The following is a 15,805-nucleotide window of genomic DNA, read 5'->3' as shown; positions in this document are numbered from 1 at the left end:
GATACTGCCGCAATCTGCACGTCGGAGCGCCGCTGGATCCTGTAGTGCCGGGTATTGACGTTATGCATTACATGCCTCCAGGGAGCTCGCCATGTCGACCCGGAAGATGAGGTCGTCGATGCTGATCGGCATTTGGCAGAGATAGGCAGCGATGCCAGGGCGAATCCCCATCAACACCGTGGGCACTCCGAGCACTTCATTGGTCTGCACCAAGTGTCGCAATACCTGGAACTCGGTCATGTCAAGCAGGGTGACGGTGCTGAGATTTAGAATCACCCCTCTGATGGCTTCTTGGCTTACCCGTTGGGTAACATCCTCAACTATCCGATTCAGCACCAAATCGGATAGTTCCCCGGGCAGAGAGACCACCAGCAGCCCATCAACTGCCGCCATAGATGTGCGGATGTCATTGACGGGGCTGGCCATGGAGCAAGTCTCCTTCAGCGGTAGGTACGTTGCCGATGTAGATATTGGTGTTGAGGTCGCGAAGATGACCTGCCTTTCTGAAGATCGAGTACTCCCATCTCGCTTAGGCAGGTGGAAAATGCATCGCGGAGTGTGGCAGTGGTACGCAGTTCGCTGATGTCTACTCCCAATTCAACGATGGTGTGGGCTATCGAGGATGACACGCCGGAGACAATGGTCTCGCAGCCCATGATACGGGTTGCTTTAGTGATTTTTATCAGTTGATTGGCTACGGCGGTGTCGACAGTTGGTACACCGCTGATATCAAGGATGAACATCTTTGAGCTGGTCTGGCTGATGCGATCGAGGGTTTTACGCATGACGTCGTCAGTGCGGGTGGAATCCACAATGCCAACTAGCGGCAGTAGCAGAATTTCGTCCCAGATTGGGGTGACCGGGGTTGACATTTCCTGCAGGGTGCGGTCCAGCTCAAGTCGCACCCGTTCTGCTTCCTTGGCCTCCTCAAGGGCCGCTTCCAGTTCGGCAGTCTTGACGCCCATCAGTGCCACGGCTTGGTTGAACTGAGCTGTGATGTCGTAGGCAAACTTCACCACTCGCAACAGCTTGCCACCGGCATCGAGAATCGGGTTGTAAGAAGCTTCTAGCCAGACAGGATCTCCAGATTTAGTTATGCGTTTGAATTGACCACGCTGGCGCTCTCCTCTCGATAATGACATCCAAAACTGTTTGTAGGTGGTAGATAACACTTCGTCTTTTTCAACAAATATTCGGTGTAACTTGCCGACCACTTCATGTTCACCGTAGCCCATTACCTCAAGAAAGATGGGATTGGCTCGCAGGATGGTGCTGTCAGGAGCGAATTCAATAACTGCCATGGAGTTTTCAATCGCTGCCATCGTGCTGGTGGCGACCGCAGCATTATTTTTAGCTTCAGTGATATCGGTGGCAAGACCAATTATCTTGTCTGGTTTGCCGCCACTGTTTAGGATGGGGTTGTAGCTTATCAGTAGCCATACCTCTTTGCCTCCTTTGGCGATATAGCGATACTCGCCTTCCCTCATGGTGCCTTTGGCAAGGCTCGTCCATAGTTGCTTGTATTCACTGGAAATTGCATCGGCTGGTTCTATGAATATGCTGTGATGTTGGCCGATTAATTCTGCTTCGCTGTAGCCAATCAGCTGCAAGAAGTTGGTGTTCGCGCTCAAAATGCTTCCCTTGAGATCGAATTCGATCATGGCCTTGGAGCGATTGAGAGCCGTAAAAAGTTCCTGGCCGCTAGTGGTGTCGATCGCCGGGCTTGGAGCTTTCTTGCCTGTTGTTGTCACACGCCCACCATTGAGATCATGCCTATGTTCTGGAACCGCAAATGCTTTATTGGGCAAAACGCGCAGTTCTCTTAAGGGTCTGGCTGCTTGCAGTTAGCAAACGTGACATGGGCAGGTGGATGTCTTAGACACCTCAGCGGCCATAATTACATTTGTAGTAGCCGCTTCAACCATGACCATCGCCTTGTTGATTGCTCTGGCTGGTTCTTTGGCCCTGATGGCCGTCATCGTCAAGCGCCTCGAGCAGGCCTGAGCTAACGGTTGTCTGAGGTTGGGAGCCACGGCTCACCTGCACAGGATTGGTCTTGGCTCGCTTGGCGGCGTACATGGCGTTATCGGCCGCTGCCAGCAGTTGTTCGCTTGTGTTGCCGTGCTCAGGAAAGCGGGCGATACCGACGCTGGCAGAAATCTCAATGCTCCTGTCGAGCTCGAGGAAGGGAGCCCGGCTGGCCTCCACCAGTTTCCAGGCCATGCCCTCAAGTTCCTCGGTGCTACCTGCTTCAGGTACCAACACCACGAATTCATCACCCCCTTGGCGGCAGAGCAGGTCCCCTTGGCGGATCACATTGCGGAATCGATCAGCAACCAGCTGCAGCACCTGATCGCCCATGTTGTGACCAAAGCGATCATTAACAGGTTTGAAGCCGTCGAGGTCGAGGTAAAGCAAGGCGACGGCATGGCCGTGCCGTTTTGCCAGGGATAGATGGGACTCCAGCTGCTCCATCAGCATGGAACGATTGGCCAGGCCTGTAAGGATGTCGTGGTTTGCTGCGTAACGCACTGCCTCTTCCGATTGACGGCGTTTGGTTACGTCCTGGAGCATGCCCACGTAGTAGCGGGGCTGGAGTTCGTCATCCCGCACGGTTGAAATGTTGAGGTGGTGACAGCGGATCTCGCCGCTACGCACCCGATTCCAGATGTCGCCTTCCCAGAAGCCCTTGTTGGTTAGTTCATTCCACATTTGCGCGTAGTAGGCATTGTCGTGACGCCCGGATTTGAGCAGGCTGGTGCGTTGCCCTTTGATTTCTGAGATGCGGTAGCCTGTGAGTTGGGTGAAGGCGTTGTTGGCCATCAAGATCTGGCCTTGCGGGTTGCTGACGATGATCCCCTGTCCGCTCTCGTCGAACACTGTGCTGGCTAGGGCCCGTTCCTGGGCTGCTGCTTCGCTGATCAAAAGGGCTTGCTTGGTTGCAAGGTGATTTGCCACCAGCGAGCGGGTGATCACTGCCGACACCGTGCTGGCGCTTATCCCCAGCAGCAAATTGATCCAGTAAGCGCTAGTGATCCCGTTGGGGCCAACCAGTCTGGGGGCCAGCTGCACCCCAACAAGCAAGGTGCGGCCGCCAATATTGAGCTTTTCGTAGGAGGGATGACGCAGCTCATTTCTGTTCAGCAGTTTGAGGTTGTCAAAAAGGAGATCTTTGGCGTTTGGTTTATCACCATCGAATACGAGCACCCCAGTACCCGCCAGATCGATATTGTCGATGATATCGATGGTGCTGTTCACTACATCGTTCAGGCGTAGAGGTGAATAGGCCCAACCCCTCAGAGTGCTTTTTCTGGCGCCGGGTTGCTGATCTTGATCAGTGTAAATTGGCAGATAAATAAGAACCCCCCGCTGCAGATCTTCGTTTGTTTCCTGCACGAGGCGCACCTTGCCGCTCAAGGTGGCATTGCCGGTTTGGGCAGCCCGTTGCATTGCCTGGCGGCGCACAGGCTCGGCATACATGTCGAAGCCAAAGGCTCGCTGATTGCGCCAACTGAAAGGCTCAAGGAATTCGATGGCGCTGTAACTGGTTCGCGGGCCGGGAGGGTGCACCATGAAGTTGGGAAATCCCTCCTGCCTTATGCGTTGCTCGAAGGCCGGCAGCTGGGCAGCTGGAATCCAGCGGCTGAATCCCACACCCTGAACCCCATTTAGATGGCTGGTGTTGAGGGCAACGGTTTCGTAAAAGGTATTGAACTCTTGGCGATCGACCCTGGTGCTGGCATAGAACAGCCCCGCCACCGCGGCGAGCATGGCGATGTTGGTCTGCAACTTGCTTTCCAGGCCATCTACCACGTTGTCCAGCAGGGTGGACTCAATCCGCAGATGTTCCTCTTCGCCGAAACGACGGGTCTGCTCGCAGATTATGGCGGTGGTCAGCAGACCAATCCCCAGCACCAGCCAGGGCATGAGGACATACCCCTCCAGGGTGCCCAGACGCCTGCTGAGCCGCTGTATCAGGTTCAGTAGCCCTACCCGCATGGCTGCCACCTTGTGGGTTTTCATAAGTTAAGCCCACCTTCTTCAGCGCTCTCAGCTTCCTGACGCAAGCGTTCCAAACGCTGCAGCAGCGACTCATTACTCATGCGGTTGTTTAGGCGCTCTGCCAGTAAGGGGAAGGCCAGCGGTCCGGGCCGGGCGGTGCGCTCCAGCTGCAAACTGCATCGCTGCAGCCGCTGCAAGGCCAGGGTGATTCTGGGCAGGTCCAGCTGTTCGGTGAGCACTTCCGATCTGGCCTGGGTCAATAGGCGGTTGGCAGGTTCGTGGCGGCTGAATACGTCGTAGAGCAGGGCTGCACTGATCTGCAGTTGACCGCCGGATTTGGACTGGCCAGGGTAACCGTTCAGCACCAAGCCGCTGATTTGGGCAATGGCGCGGAAGCGCCTCCGGCATAGCTCTGAGAGGTTGATTGCCTGCTCTAGATCGACCTTGAGATCGTTGTCATCGAGCAGTTCTTCGGCGTGCAGTTCAAACAACTCTTCAAATGGATAGTTTTTTGGCGCCAGCAGTTCAAAGCCGTAGTCGTTTACCGACACCGTAATTGTGCTGGCTCGGTGGCGGGCCAGGCGCCAGGCCCAGAGAAAACCCAGGCCCTCATGCACAAAGCGCCCTTCAAATGGATAGGCATAGAGGTGGCTGCCTTCGCGGCTGTTGCACACCTCCACCAGTAATTCGTGTTGCCTTGGTAGCCGGGAGAGCTGCACCTGGCGCTGCAGCAGGGGCTCGAGGGCCACAAGTTCGGGGCTGTCGAGCTTGGCTTCCCCGGCTAGGGCGCGGGCGCAGCGATCCACCTCGGCTCGCAGGTGCTGGCTGAGCAGGTCGGAGAGGGCCATCTGGCCGCCAGACCAGGCGGGCACGGTGCTGCTTTTTTTGGAGCTGGCCTTCACCTGGGCCGTCATCTCCCGCAGTCGCACAAACTCCAGCTGCCGGCCCGCGAAGAAAAACACATCGCCTGCTTTGAGCCGGCCGATGAAGGCCTCTTCCACATGGCCGAGCACGGCACCGCGCACAAAGCGCACGGTCACTGCCCGGTCGGCGGTGATGGTGCCGATGTGCAGGCGGTGCATCCGGGCGATCGCCTTTTCTTTCACCAGATAGAGATCGCCTTCGCGCTCGAGCTTGCGGTAGCGCGGATAGGCACCAAGGCAGTCGCCACCGTGCTCAAGGAAGCGCAGGCACCACTGCCAGTCGCTGTCGTTGAGCTGGCGGTAGCTCCAGGCGCTGCGAACAACCGCCAGCTCGCTTTCGGCTTGGAAGCCGGGGCCGCAGGCCAGGCTGGTGAGGTGCTGGAGCAGCACGTCGATTGGCGCGTTTGGCTGGCGCCTTTCCTCCACCAGGCCAGCCGCCAGGCCCCGCCGCAGGGCGCTTAGCTCCAGCAACTCCAAGGCATGGGTGGGCATGAACAGCACCTGGGAGGTGCCGCCGGGGAGGTGGGCGCTGCGGCCAGCCCGCTGCAGCAGCCGGGCCACATTTTTGGCAGAGCCGATCTGCACCACGCGCTCCACCGGCTGGAAATCCACGCCCAGATCGAGGGAGCTGGTGCACACCACCCAGCGCAGGGCGCCTGCTTTCACCCCGGCTTCGATCGCTTCGCGCTCGGCCCGGTCGATGGCGCTGTGGTGGAGCGCTAACGCGTGTTCCATCTCAGGGCAGGCGTAGCGGAGACACTGGTGCCAGCGTTCAGCCTGGTTGCGGGTGTTGGTGAACAGCAGGGTGGAGACGCCCGGCTCAAGGGCTGCCACCAGATCCTCGTAGCGGCGCAGACCGAGGTGGCCGGCCCAGGGAAAGCCGTCGATCGACTCGGGCAGCAGGCTGCGGATCTCCGTGGCCCGGGCAATCGGTGCGGTGATCAGGCGGGGTTCGCTGGCGGCGCCAAGGGCGCTGCGGGCCGCCTCCTCGAGATTGCCGATCGTGGCGCTGATCGCCCAGGTGCGCAGGCTCGGTTGCTGGCTGCGCAGCCAGCTCAGACACAGCTCGGTTTGGCTGCCCCGCTTGCTGCCCATCAACTCGTGCCACTCATCCAGCACCACCGCCCGCAGGCCGGCAAATAGGGCAGGGGCCTTGGGGTTGGCCAGCAGCAGGCTGAGCGACTCTGGGGTGGTGATCAGGATCTCGGGCGGGCTGCGCAGTTGCTTGCCGCGCTCGTAGCCGGAGGTGTCGCCATTGCGAATACCCACCCGCAGCGGCCAGCCCATCGCTTCGATCGGCTGCTGGATTGCCAGGGCCAGATCGCGGCTCAGGGCCCGCAGGGGGGTGAGATAGAGAAGGCGCAGTCCGGGGCTGGGCTCGGCCAGCAGCTCGGCGATCGGACCCATCACGGCGGCATAGGTTTTGCCCGAGCCGGTGGGCACCTGGATCAGGCCGCTCTCGCCGGCCAGATAGGCCTGCCAGCACTGGCGCTGAAAGGGCAGGGGCGTCCAGCCCTGAAGCTCAAACCAGGCTTCGATCGGGGCCAGGAGATCGCAGGATTTTGTTTGGCTCTGCGGCTTCCGGCTCATGGCTGGGCTGCCAGCAGGGCTAGAGCCGTGGCCAAGGTGTCCGCCTCGGCGGCGGGCTTGTCTTGGCGCCAGCGGGCGATGCGGGGGAAGCGCACGGCGATGCCGCTTTTGTGGCGGCTGGAGCGCTGCAGCCCCTCAAAGGCCAGCTCAAAAACCTGCAGCGGCTGCACGGCCCGCACCGGCCCGAATCGTTCAGTGGTGTGGCTGCGGATCCAGCGATCCAGCTCCGTGATCTCGCCATCGTTGAGGCCGGAGTAGGCCTTGGCGAAGCTCACCAACTCGCCCTCGGGCCCGGGTTGGCGATCCCAGAGCCCAAAGGTGTAATCGGTGAGCAGGTTGGCGCGGCGGCCACTGCCGGCCTGGGCGTAGAGCAGCACCGCATCGAGGGTGTAGGGGTCGCGCTTGTGTTTCCACCAGTGGCCCCGCTTGCGGCCGGCCAGGTAGGGCGAAGCGAGGCCCTTGAGCATTAGCCCTTCGGCGGCGGCGCTGGCGGCCTGCTGGCGCAGCGGCTCCAGCTGCTCCCAGGCCGTTAGGGGTAGGCGGGGCGATAGGCGCAGGAGCCTGGCTGTGGGGGTGGGTGTCGTTTCAGGCAGCTCTTGGAGAAGGTCCTCCAGGGCTGAGCGGCGCTGGCTCAGGGGTCGCTGGCGCAGGTCGTCGCCCCCCAGTTCCAGCAGGTCGTAGGCCACGAAGGCTGCCGGACACTCGGCCAGCAGCTTGCGGCCTGGCGCCTTGCGGCCCAGGCGGCGCTGCAGCTGGGCGAAGGGGGCAGGCTGGTCGGAGCCGGCTGGCCAAACCAGGATCTCGCCATCGAGCACGGTGCCGTTGGCCAGGCAGCCTGCCGCTGCGAGCAATTCGGGGAAGGCGGCACTTATTAATTCTTCGCCGCGGCTCCATAAAAAAACCTCGTTGGCGCGGCGGATCAGCTGGCCGCGGATGCCGTCGAACTTCCACTCCGCTTGCCAGTCGCTGGCGAGTCCGGCTGGCTGCTGCTCTAAGGGTGATGCCAGGTAAAAGGGGTAGGGGCGGCTTGGCACCGCTTCGGCTACTTCGGCTGGGGCCAGCAGGGCGGTGAGGGCGGCAGCACTGGGCTTGAAGCCGCCCATCAGCCGGTGCTGCAGCTGCGCTTCCTCCAGCCCGCTGAGGCGTGCCAGGGCGCGCACCACCAGCCCCTGGGCCACGCCCACCCGCAGGCCACCGGTGAGCAATTTGTTGGCTACCAGCAGTTCGGATCTGCAGAGGCCCCGCCAAAGCTGCCGCACCGCTTCTGCCTGCTCGCTGCCCTCCAGGGCGGCGGCGGCCGGCAGTAGCTGCTCCATCCAATGGTGCAGGGAGTGGTGCAGGGGTTCGCTCGCCCCAGCCTCCATCTGGGCCCAGAGCAGGGTGATGGTTTCGGCCGAATCGCCCACATGGGCGTAGCAGTCGTCGAATAACCACTCCGGCAGGGGGGATTCCTCCAGGCAGATCTGGCGCAGCCGCCGTCCGGTGATTAGGCGCTTGCCCTGCTTGCCCAGCAGCACGTGCAGGGCCCAGGCGCCATCGGCTGCATCAACACCACTGAAGTAGGCGACGAGGGCATCCACCCGGGCCTGGGTGCCGCTGCTGGCATCAAGGGCGCTGTAGAGATCGGCGAAGCGACGCATGCCCGCTCAGGCCCCTAGCGGTTCGGCGCTGATCCCTTCCACCTCGCTCAGATAGCGGGCCAGGCCGTCGCTGTTGCCGTGGGTCACGTACACCTGCCGGGCGCCGCTCTGCTTGACGCTCTGGATCAGGCCGGGCCAGTCGGCGTGGTCTGAGAGCACGAAGCCGCGCTCATAACCGCGGCGGCGACGAGCGCCGCGCACGGCCATCCAGCCGCTCACAAAGGCCGTTTGCGGCAGCTTGAAGCGCTTCATCCACAGCGAGCGGTGGGCTGAGGGCGGCGCGATCACGAGGCGGCCCGCCAGCGATTCCCCCTTGGCAATTGCGCTCACCGGCAGGGTGGGCGGCAGCCGCACCCCCGCCTCCCGGTAGGCCGGCATCAGCGCTTCCACGGCGCCGTGCAACAGGATCTCGTCTTTGACACCGATGGCGGCTAGCTCCGCCAGCAGCCGCTGGGCCTTACCGAAGGCATAGGCAAACAGGATCGAGGTCCGCTCCGGCGCCGCCTGCCACCAGCTCAGGATCTCGCCGGCCACCTCGGCGCCGCTCTGCCAGCGATAGATCGGCAGGCCGAAGGTGGCCTCAGTAATAAATACGTCTGCCTGCACCGGCTCGAACGGGGCGCAGCTGGGGTCGGCGCAGCGTTTGTAGTCGCCGCTCATCAGCCAGCTCTCACCGCCCGCCTCCAGCCGGATCTGGGCGCTGCCCAGCACATGCCCGGCACTGTGAAACGACACCCGCGCCTCACCAATGCGATGGGGGGCGCCGTAGTCGACCGGGATCAGGTTGATCGTGGCCCCCAGGCGCTGCCGCAGGATTGCTTCGCTAGCACCCACTGCCCAATATTCGCCGCAGCCGGGCCGGGCGTGGTCGGCGTGGGCGTGGGTGATCAGGGCCCGAGGCACCGGCCCCACGGGATCGATCCAGGCCGCCGCCGCCCGGCAGTAGAGCCCCTGGGGGGTGTGCTCCAGCAGGCTGCCGGTGGGGAGGGGCATCGGCCCATCCTGCACCTGATCACGGCACCTCAGCAGGCCCATTGCCGCTGATGCTGTGATGCGCTGATTCTTTGATGTAAGATTGAACTCTGGTCCGTTGTGGTCTGATGCGCACCACGTTGGATATCGAAGACGACGTGCTGGCGGCAGCCAAGGAGCTCGCTCGCCGTCAAGGCACCTCGGCCGGTCAGATGGTGTCGCTGCTGCTGCGTGCCGCCCTCACTGGCACCGGGGATTCAGCCCAGCCCCCAGCGGCTGAAGCACTTGGAATTGCGGGTTTCCGGCCGTTCCCTGCCCGCGGTCAGGTGGTCACCAACGACACGATCGATCGCCTGCGGGATGAGGCGGGCCTCTGATGGCTCCCGCCCTGCTCGACATCAACGTGGTGATCGCCTTGCTGGATCAGGGCCATTTGCTGCATCGTGCGGCCACGCGCTGGCTCGAGCGCGAGTTTCACCACGGCTGGGCCACCTGTCCGATCACGGAGAACGGAGTGGTGCGGATCATGGCCCAGCCGGCCTATCCCAACGCTCAGCCCACCGCCCAGGTAGCTGAGCGCTTGGCACACGCCTGCCGCGATCCCAGTCACCGGTTCTGGCCAGAGCCGATCAGCCTGCTGGAGGCAGGACTGATCCGCTGGGAGCGCCTGCTGGGGCCACGCCAGATCACCGATGCCTATCTCCTGGCCCTGGCCGTGCACCATGGCGGCCGTTTTGTGAGCTTCGATCAACGCATCAATCTCGATGCGGTGCCAGGAGCCGGTGCCGGCCATCTCTGCATCATCGATTGCGAATAGCTCCTGGGGAGCACTGATCAGCCTTCGTCCCAGAGGGTTTGCAGCGACCACGGGCTGCCCTCCAGCAGCCAGAACGATCCATCCACCAAGCGGAGGTGCTGATCCAGCTGGGCGATCCGCTCGAGATCGGCCGGCGTGAGGGTGATCTCCGCTGCCGCCAGGTTTTCCAGCAGCCGCGCTGGAGTCACCGACTTGGGAATGGTGGAGATGCCGCTCTGCAGCTGCCAAGCGATCAGCACCTGGGCGGGGCTGCAGCCATGCTCCGCTGCGATCGCGCCGATCACCGGGTTCTCCAGTAGCACCGGTTCATCGGCGTTCTTGAGGGCGGCGGGCCGGTCCTGGGAGCCGAGCGGCGAGTAGGCGGTGATGTGAACGCCCGCGGCCGTGCAGTCGGCCACCAGGGCCGGCTGTTGCAGCAGGGGGTGCCGTTCCACCTGATTCACCTCCGGCCGGATCCGGCAGTGGGCCAGTAGATCGTGCAGCTTGCGGCTGGAGAAATTGCTGACGCCGATATGGTGCGTGAGGCCCTCCTCCAGGGCCCCTTCCATTCCCTCCCAGGTGGATTCGAGCGGCACCTGCGCCGGTGGCAGCAGATCATCGCCGCTGCCGGGAAAGGCCACGCCCGGCTTGATCGGCACCGGCCAGTGGATCAGGTAAAGATCCAGCCACGCCAGGCCGAGATCGGTGAGGCTGCGGCGCAGCGCCGCTGCGACGTTGTCGCGTCCATGGTCTTTGCACCAGAGCTTGGAGGTGATCCACAGCTCCTCCCGCTTCACCTCGCCGGCTTCGATGGCGCCGCGGAGCGCCTCGCCCACCTCTGGCTCGTTGCCGTAAACGCTGGCGCAGTCGATGTGGCGGTAGCCCAGCCGGATGGCCTCCCGCACCGCGGCCCCCACTTCACCCGGAGCCGATTTCCAGGTGCCAAGCCCTAGCAGGGGCATGGAGTCGCCATTGACGAAGGTGGCGCTGCGCATGGGTGGCCAATAGCCCGGTCCGGGCACCTTAGGGAGCCTTCCCTAAGGCGACTTCTCTGTTTAGATGTCTGCCCTGGCGGCGGGCTCAGCGGCTCATGGCCAGCATCTTTTCGATCGGAGCCAGGGCCCTTAGCCGCAGCGCCTCATCCATCACGATTTCAGGCTCCATTCGATCGAGGCTCTGCCACACTTTTTCCAGGGTGTTGAGACGCATGTAAGGGCAGGCGTTGCAGCTGCAGCCGTCGGCGCCGGGCACCTCGAAAAATGTCTTATGGGGCAGCTTCAGCAGCATCTGGTGCAGGATCCCCGGCTCGGTGAGCACGATGAAGCTGGTGGCCGGGCTGGCCTCGGCGCGGCGCAGCAGGGCGCTGGTGGAGCCGATGAAGTCGGCCAAGTCCAGCAGGTGTTGCTGGCACTCGGGATGGGCCAGTACCTCAGCCTCCGGGTGCTCGAGTTTCAACTGCAGCAGGGCTTGCTCGCTGAAGGTTTCATGCACGATGCAGCTGCCTGGCCAGAGGGTGAGCTCGCGGCCGCTTTGGCGCTGCACCCAGCGGCCCAGGTTTTGGTCGGGGGCAAACAGGATCGGCCGGTCGGCTGGCAGCTGCTTCACCAGATCCACCGCGTTACTGCTGGTGCAGATCAGGTCGCTGAGGGCTTTCACCGCCGCTGAGCAGTTGATGTAGCTCACGGCGATGTGGTCGGGGTGCTCGGCGCGGAAGGCGGCAAACTCCTCGGCCGGGCAGGCATCCGCCAACGAGCAGCCGGCCTCCAGATCTGGCAGCAGCACGGTTTTGTCCGGGCTGAGGATCTTGGCGGTCTCCGCCATGAAGTGGACGCCACAAAAAACGATCACCTCGGCGTCGGTGGCGGCGGCCTTGCGAGAGAGCTCCAGCGAGTCGCCGATGAAGTCGGCGATGTCCTGAACGGCTTCGTCTTGGTAGTAGTGCGCCAGGATCACGGCCTTGCGCTCCTGCTTCAGGGCGCTGATCGCGGCGGGCAGATCGTGCGGTGCGTAGTTCTGGGTGGCGGTGAAAACCAACCGGGGGCCTCAGCTGATGCAGGATGGCATGAGCCTAGGCAGCAGTGATGGCGGTATCCGGCGGGGGGAAAACGCTCCGCATTGCCATCGCCGGAGACCTGCACGGTGAATGGGACCACAGCGACCATGCGCTGCTTGACTGCCTGGCCCCCGATGCGCTGCTCGTGGTGGGCGACCTCAGCGATGGTCAGCAGCGGATTCCGGCCCTGCTGCGCCAACTGCCCATGCCGGTGGCCTGCATCCTTGGCAACCACGACACCGGCAAGGACGCCTCTGGGCGCACGCTGCAGCACCAGATCGATCTGCTGGGGGAGGTTCACTGCGGCTGGAAAATGCGAGCCCTGAGCCCGCCGGATCTGGCGGTGGTTGGGGGGCGGCCGGCTACCGCTGGCGGCGGTTTCAAGCTTTCTCGGGCGGTGCAGGCTGCCTTCGGCCCGGTGAGCTTGCAGGAGTCGGCTGATCGGATCACGGCCGCCGCCGCCACCGCACCCCCCGACTGGCCCCTGGTGTTGTTGAGCCATAGCGGCCCCTCCGGACTCGGCAGCGATGCCGCCTCTCCCTGCGGCCGCGACTGGAAGCCACCCGCCTGCGACTGGGGTGATCTCGACCTAGCCCTGGCCATCCGCCAGATCCGCCTCAACCGCCCGGTGCCCTTGGTGGTGTTTGGGCACATGCACCACGCCCTTAGGCGCGGCCAGGGGGATCGCCAAAGCTTCTGCCGCGACCGGGCCGGCACCTCTTACCTCAACACCGCCTGCGTTCCCCGCCACGGCACCGATGGCGCCGGCCAGGCCCTGCGCCATTTCAGCTGGGTGGAGCTGGTGGGCCAGGAGGTTGTGAGCGCCAGCCACCGCTGGTTTGGCCTGGGTGGTGAGCTGCTGTACGAAGAGCGTCTCTGGACGGCCCCCAACCCGGCAGCCAACCCAGCTCCCGAACTGACGCCGTGCTGATTTATGCCTGCGTCAGTGCCCATGGTTTTGGCCATGGCTCCCGCACCGCCTCAGTTTTAACCGCCCTGCACGGGCTGCGGCCCCACTGGCGTTTGGTGTTATCCACGGCCCTACCTGAGGCCTTTCTGCGCTCCGCCCTGGGGCCCGTGCCCTTTGAACACCGACCCTGTCGTTGGGATGTAGGCGTGGTGCAGGCCGATGCCCTAGGGGCCGACGCTGGGGCAACCCTGGCTGCCTTATCGGCCTTGGAAGCTGAGCTGCCCGCCCAGCTGGCGGCTGAGCAGGCCTGGCTGGCCGCCCAAGCGATGCCGCTGCTTGTGCTTGCAGACGTGCCTCCAGCGGCGGCGGCCTTGGCTCGAGGCCTGGGGGCGCCTCTGATCTGGCTGGCCAGCTTTGGCTGGGAGGCCATCTACGGGGCGATGGGTGGCGCTTTCAGCCCCTGGGCCGCTCGCTGCCTGGCGGCCTACCGCCAGGGCGACCTGCTGCTGCGCTGCCCCCTGGCGATGCCGATCGACTGGGGAATTCCCGAGCTGGCGATTGGGCTCACCGCCGGCAGCCCCCGGCTTGAGCCGGGCAGCCTGGCCAGGCAGCTGCAGTTGCCGGACGAGCGTGAACGCTGTGTGCTGGTGAGTTTTGGGGGGCTGGGCTACGACTTGGATCCGCAGTTGCTGCAGCTCTGGCCCGATCACGTGTTTGTTAGTCCCGATCCCCGTTTGGCTACAGCAGCCAACTGCCGCCTGCTGCCTGCCGGGGTGCGGCCGCTGGAGGTTTTGGGGCACTGCGCCCGCCTGATCACCAAGCCCGGATACAGCTCCTTTTGCGAGGCCTTGAGCGCCGGAGTGGGGGTGCATTTGGTGCATCGCGAAGGTTTTGCCGAAGCGCCCGTGCTTGAGGCGGCTTTGGTGCGCCACGGCTGGCATCGGCTGCTCAGCCAGGAGCAGGCCTGCCAGGGGGCTTGGCAGCTCGACCAGCCCTTGCAGCCCCCCACTAGTGAGCCATTGGCTAGCGATGGCGCGGCCCAGGCGGCCGAGGCGCTGGCAGCTTTTGTAGCGGGCCGTTCGTTTTAGTCAAAAATCAGGCGCAAATTACCTGGGTCACAGTGATCTGAACTGTTTGCTGTAGTTGTTGACACCGGTAGACACTTGTGTGATTGGCACTAACTCCATCGTGTCTGGGTGGATTGATAGGCAAATTGGCACGAACAAATCTTTTCTTCGCATTTCAGATTTGGCCGCCTGCAGGCGGTCTGCCGTTTGATCCGCTCCGGTATGACCTTGCCCAGCATCTGTTTTCGATCCGCCCTGGCCTTGGCCGTAGGCCTCGGCACCCTCTCCCTGGCTGCTCCGGTAGCCCAGGCCTCTGAGTTGCTCCAATCATCCGAGTTGCTCCAAGCTTCTGGGGCCTCTCAGCCCAGCTTCCCCACGGCTATGGCCCTGCCCCCACCGCCGGTACGGATCTTTGCGATCACGGCTGAGCGCCGCGCCCTGCTCAACACCATTCGCTACGCCGAAGGCACCTGGGCCGATGGCGACGACATCGGCTACCGGATCATGTTTGGTGGCGGCCTGATGCCCTCCCTGGAGCGCCATCCCGACCGGGTGGTTCGCACTGCCCGCTATGCCAGTGCCGCGGCGGGTGCTTACCAGTTCATGCCCTTCACCTGGAACATGGTTTCGCGCTCCTTGGGAATCGCGGCCTTTGGCCCCCAGGTCCAAGACCAGGGCGCCATCTACCTAATCCAGCGTCGTGGTGCCCTAGCCCTGGCTGATCAAGGCGTGTTCTCGCCGCTGCTGGCGGCCAAATTGGCCCCCGAGTGGGCCAGCTTCCCCACCCTCGCCGGCCGCAGCTTCTACGGCCAGCCGGTGAAGCGCTTCCACGACCTCAAGCGCTTTTACGACGACAACCTCAGCCGTCTGCGCGATCAGCAGTCCCTGGTCACAGCCAAAATTGAAACCAAGCCCGCCTGTGCGCCGGCTGGCTCCCTGCGCTGTCAGCTCGAGGCGCTTGAAAAGCTGGGACCGCGCAGCCGCAGCCAAAATCCCGGCTGAATTTCTTACCCTTGGTCGGCATCTTTGAGCCTGGCCTTACCCACGGTGGCTCCGGCGACTAGGTAAGCGCCGAGAGCTGCGCCGAGGAAGGCCAGGGTGTTGCGGGCAACCGGCAGCAGGTCGTTGGTGCGGGTCAGGATTGGGCCCAGCCCTAGGGCGCCAAATAGGATCAGCCACAAAGGTGAGAGCAGCAGCACCCAGGCCCACTCCACCTTGCGACCCTCTTTGCGCGGATAGGAAGCGAAGCCCGCCACCAGGCCGCCGAGCACGGAAGTTGAGAGGGTGAGCAGCCACTGCTCGCGCGGCAGGCCCGGCACCACCTGGCAACCACCCCGCTCCAAACAAATTTCCACCGCTGCAAGGGCATCGACAATGGCGGCGTCCTGGCCGTTGTCGCGCACGTAGTACTGGTTGCCGAAGCGGGTCTGTAGCTCCACCCAGTAGGTGCGGGGCATCAAGGCAAACAGGGCATCGCCCACGTTGAAGTTGAGCAGGTTGCCGCCGCGCTCATCGGCCACCAGCAGCAGGCTGCGTTCGTCCAGGTTCCAGAAGTCCTTCACCGCCTGGCCTGGGGTGCGGTCGTACTGGGTGAGCACCCGCAGTTTCCAGCCGGTATCGGCCTCGAAGCGGGTGAGATTTTCTTCCAGGCTGATGCGCTGACCATCGGTTAGGGCCTTGGCCAGGTCGATCACCGGGGTGGGGTGGTCGGGTAGGAGGTCGGGGTTGTCGTAGGCCTGGGCCGGAGCGATGCCCACACCCAGCCAGCAGGCCAACACCAGCAACAGCGACACCAGCGCAGGCAGCACGGCGTTCCAAGCGCGACCCATTCACCAGCCTCAGCGAAGATGCA

General features: G+C 63.4%; 14 protein-coding genes. 5 read left to right on the top strand and 9 right to left on the bottom strand.

From position 1 onward, the window contains the following. Positions 1 to 60: 60 nt before the first annotated feature. The 6 genes from KBY73_RS06830 to KBY73_RS06805 form a co-directional block, all read right to left on the bottom strand. The gene (locus tag KBY73_RS06830; RefSeq protein WP_254936346.1) at positions 61 to 426 is read right to left on the bottom strand and encodes an STAS domain-containing protein; all 366 of its coding nucleotides are present in this window, start codon (positions 424 to 426) and stop codon (positions 61 to 63) included. 14 nt (positions 427 to 440) lie between these two features. Next, a complete protein-coding gene (locus KBY73_RS06825) occupies positions 441 to 1,808 on the bottom strand; it encodes a PAS domain S-box protein (protein ID WP_254936345.1) in 1,368 nt (455 codons plus the stop codon). A gap of 109 nt (positions 1,809 to 1,917) precedes the next feature. Next, entirely contained in the window at positions 1,918 to 3,999 is a 2,082-nt protein-coding gene (locus tag KBY73_RS06820; protein ID WP_254936344.1) for a CHASE domain-containing protein, read from the bottom strand. A 20-nt stretch (positions 4,000 to 4,019) separates the two neighbouring features. Continuing rightward, the gene (locus KBY73_RS06815) at positions 4,020 to 6,515 is read right to left on the bottom strand and encodes a ligase-associated DNA damage response DEXH box helicase (protein ID WP_254936343.1); all 2,496 of its coding nucleotides are present in this window, start codon (positions 6,513 to 6,515) and stop codon (positions 4,020 to 4,022) included. Further along, complete coding sequence (locus KBY73_RS06810) at positions 6,512 to 8,155, bottom strand: ATP-dependent DNA ligase (RefSeq protein ID WP_254936342.1); 1,644 nt, start codon at positions 8,153 to 8,155, stop codon at positions 6,512 to 6,514. Before KBY73_RS06810 ends, KBY73_RS06815 begins: the two co-directional genes overlap by 4 nt. Positions 8,156 to 8,161: 6 nt before the next feature. After that, positions 8,162 to 9,148 carry a ligase-associated DNA damage response exonuclease gene (locus KBY73_RS06805; RefSeq protein ID WP_254936341.1) on the bottom strand — a complete coding sequence of 329 codons (987 nt, stop codon included), beginning with the start codon at positions 9,146 to 9,148 and terminating at the stop codon, positions 8,162 to 8,164. 107 nt (positions 9,149 to 9,255) lie between these two features. Between KBY73_RS06805 and KBY73_RS06800 the strand changes: the two genes are divergently transcribed. Further along, positions 9,256 to 9,504 (top strand): ribbon-helix-helix domain-containing protein, encoded by a 249-nt coding sequence (locus KBY73_RS06800; RefSeq protein WP_254936340.1) that lies wholly within the window; start codon positions 9,256 to 9,258, stop codon positions 9,502 to 9,504. After that, positions 9,504 to 9,944, top strand: coding sequence for a TA system VapC family ribonuclease toxin (locus KBY73_RS06795; protein ID WP_254936339.1), 441 nt, complete (start codon positions 9,504 to 9,506; stop codon positions 9,942 to 9,944). Before KBY73_RS06800 ends, KBY73_RS06795 begins: the two co-directional genes overlap by 1 nt. Positions 9,945 to 9,961: 17 nt before the next feature. Here KBY73_RS06795 and KBY73_RS06790 read toward each other — a convergent pair whose 3' ends face one another. Both KBY73_RS06790 and nadA read right to left on the bottom strand, forming a co-directional pair. Continuing rightward, positions 9,962 to 10,918: an aldo/keto reductase gene (locus KBY73_RS06790; protein WP_254936338.1), complete on the bottom strand. Its 957-nt coding sequence runs from the start codon at positions 10,916 to 10,918 to the stop codon at positions 9,962 to 9,964. Positions 10,919 to 11,003: 85 nt separating this feature from the next. After that, complete coding sequence (nadA, locus tag KBY73_RS06785; protein ID WP_254936337.1) at positions 11,004 to 11,957, bottom strand: quinolinate synthase NadA; 954 nt, start codon at positions 11,955 to 11,957, stop codon at positions 11,004 to 11,006. A gap of 47 nt (positions 11,958 to 12,004) precedes the next feature. Here nadA and KBY73_RS06780 point away from each other — a divergent pair, with 47 nt between their 5' ends. From KBY73_RS06780 to KBY73_RS06770, 3 genes are all read left to right on the top strand, one after another. Continuing rightward, positions 12,005 to 12,907 (top strand): TIGR04168 family protein, encoded by a 903-nt coding sequence (locus KBY73_RS06780; RefSeq protein ID WP_254936336.1) that lies wholly within the window; start codon positions 12,005 to 12,007, stop codon positions 12,905 to 12,907. Next, on the top strand, positions 12,901 to 13,974 hold the full coding sequence (locus tag KBY73_RS06775) for a hypothetical protein (protein WP_254936335.1): 1,074 nt from the start codon (positions 12,901 to 12,903) through the stop codon (positions 13,972 to 13,974). Before KBY73_RS06780 ends, KBY73_RS06775 begins: the two co-directional genes overlap by 7 nt. A 201-nt stretch (positions 13,975 to 14,175) precedes the next feature. Then, on the top strand, positions 14,176 to 14,955 hold the full coding sequence (locus KBY73_RS06770) for a glycoside hydrolase family 104 protein (RefSeq protein WP_254936334.1): 780 nt from the start codon (positions 14,176 to 14,178) through the stop codon (positions 14,953 to 14,955). 5 nt (positions 14,956 to 14,960) lie between these two features. Here the strand turns inward: KBY73_RS06770 and KBY73_RS06765 are convergent, their stop codons facing one another. Continuing rightward, entirely contained in the window at positions 14,961 to 15,782 is an 822-nt protein-coding gene (locus tag KBY73_RS06765) for a TPM domain-containing protein (protein ID WP_254936333.1), read from the bottom strand. Positions 15,783 to 15,805: the final 23 nt, after the last annotated feature.

The organism is Cyanobium sp. Tous-M-B4, assembly GCF_024345395.1.
GTDB lineage: Bacteria > Cyanobacteriota > Cyanobacteriia > PCC-6307 > Cyanobiaceae > Cyanobium_A.
The sequence above is the reverse complement of the archived record's forward strand: the minus strand, read 5'-3'. Positions and strand labels throughout refer to the sequence as shown.

Bases quoted from the DNA above. Each gene is read 5' to 3' on its own strand.
- KBY73_RS06780 (WP_254936336.1), top strand. From the start codon at position 12,005: ATGGCGGTATCCGGCGGGGGGAAAACGCTCCGCATTGCCATCGCCGGA.
- KBY73_RS06765 (WP_254936333.1), bottom strand. From the start codon at position 15,782: ATGGGTCGCGCTTGGAACGCCGTGCTGCCTGCGCTGGTGTCGCTGTTG.
- KBY73_RS06815 (WP_254936343.1), bottom strand. From the start codon at position 6,515: ATGAGCCGGAAGCCGCAGAGCCAAACAAAATCCTGCGATCTCCTGGCC.
- KBY73_RS06820 (WP_254936344.1), bottom strand. From the start codon at position 3,999: ATGCGGGTAGGGCTACTGAACCTGATACAGCGGCTCAGCAGGCGTCTG.
- KBY73_RS06795 (WP_254936339.1), top strand. From the start codon at position 9,504: ATGGCTCCCGCCCTGCTCGACATCAACGTGGTGATCGCCTTGCTGGAT.
- KBY73_RS06770 (WP_254936334.1), top strand. From the start codon at position 14,176: ATGACCTTGCCCAGCATCTGTTTTCGATCCGCCCTGGCCTTGGCCGTA.
- KBY73_RS06830 (WP_254936346.1), bottom strand. From the start codon at position 426: ATGGCCAGCCCCGTCAATGACATCCGCACATCTATGGCGGCAGTTGAT.
- KBY73_RS06800 (WP_254936340.1), top strand. From the start codon at position 9,256: ATGCGCACCACGTTGGATATCGAAGACGACGTGCTGGCGGCAGCCAAG.
- KBY73_RS06790 (WP_254936338.1), bottom strand. From the start codon at position 10,918: ATGCGCAGCGCCACCTTCGTCAATGGCGACTCCATGCCCCTGCTAGGG.
- KBY73_RS06805 (WP_254936341.1), bottom strand. From the start codon at position 9,148: ATGCCCCTCCCCACCGGCAGCCTGCTGGAGCACACCCCCCAGGGGCTC.
- KBY73_RS06810 (WP_254936342.1), bottom strand. From the start codon at position 8,155: ATGCGTCGCTTCGCCGATCTCTACAGCGCCCTTGATGCCAGCAGCGGC.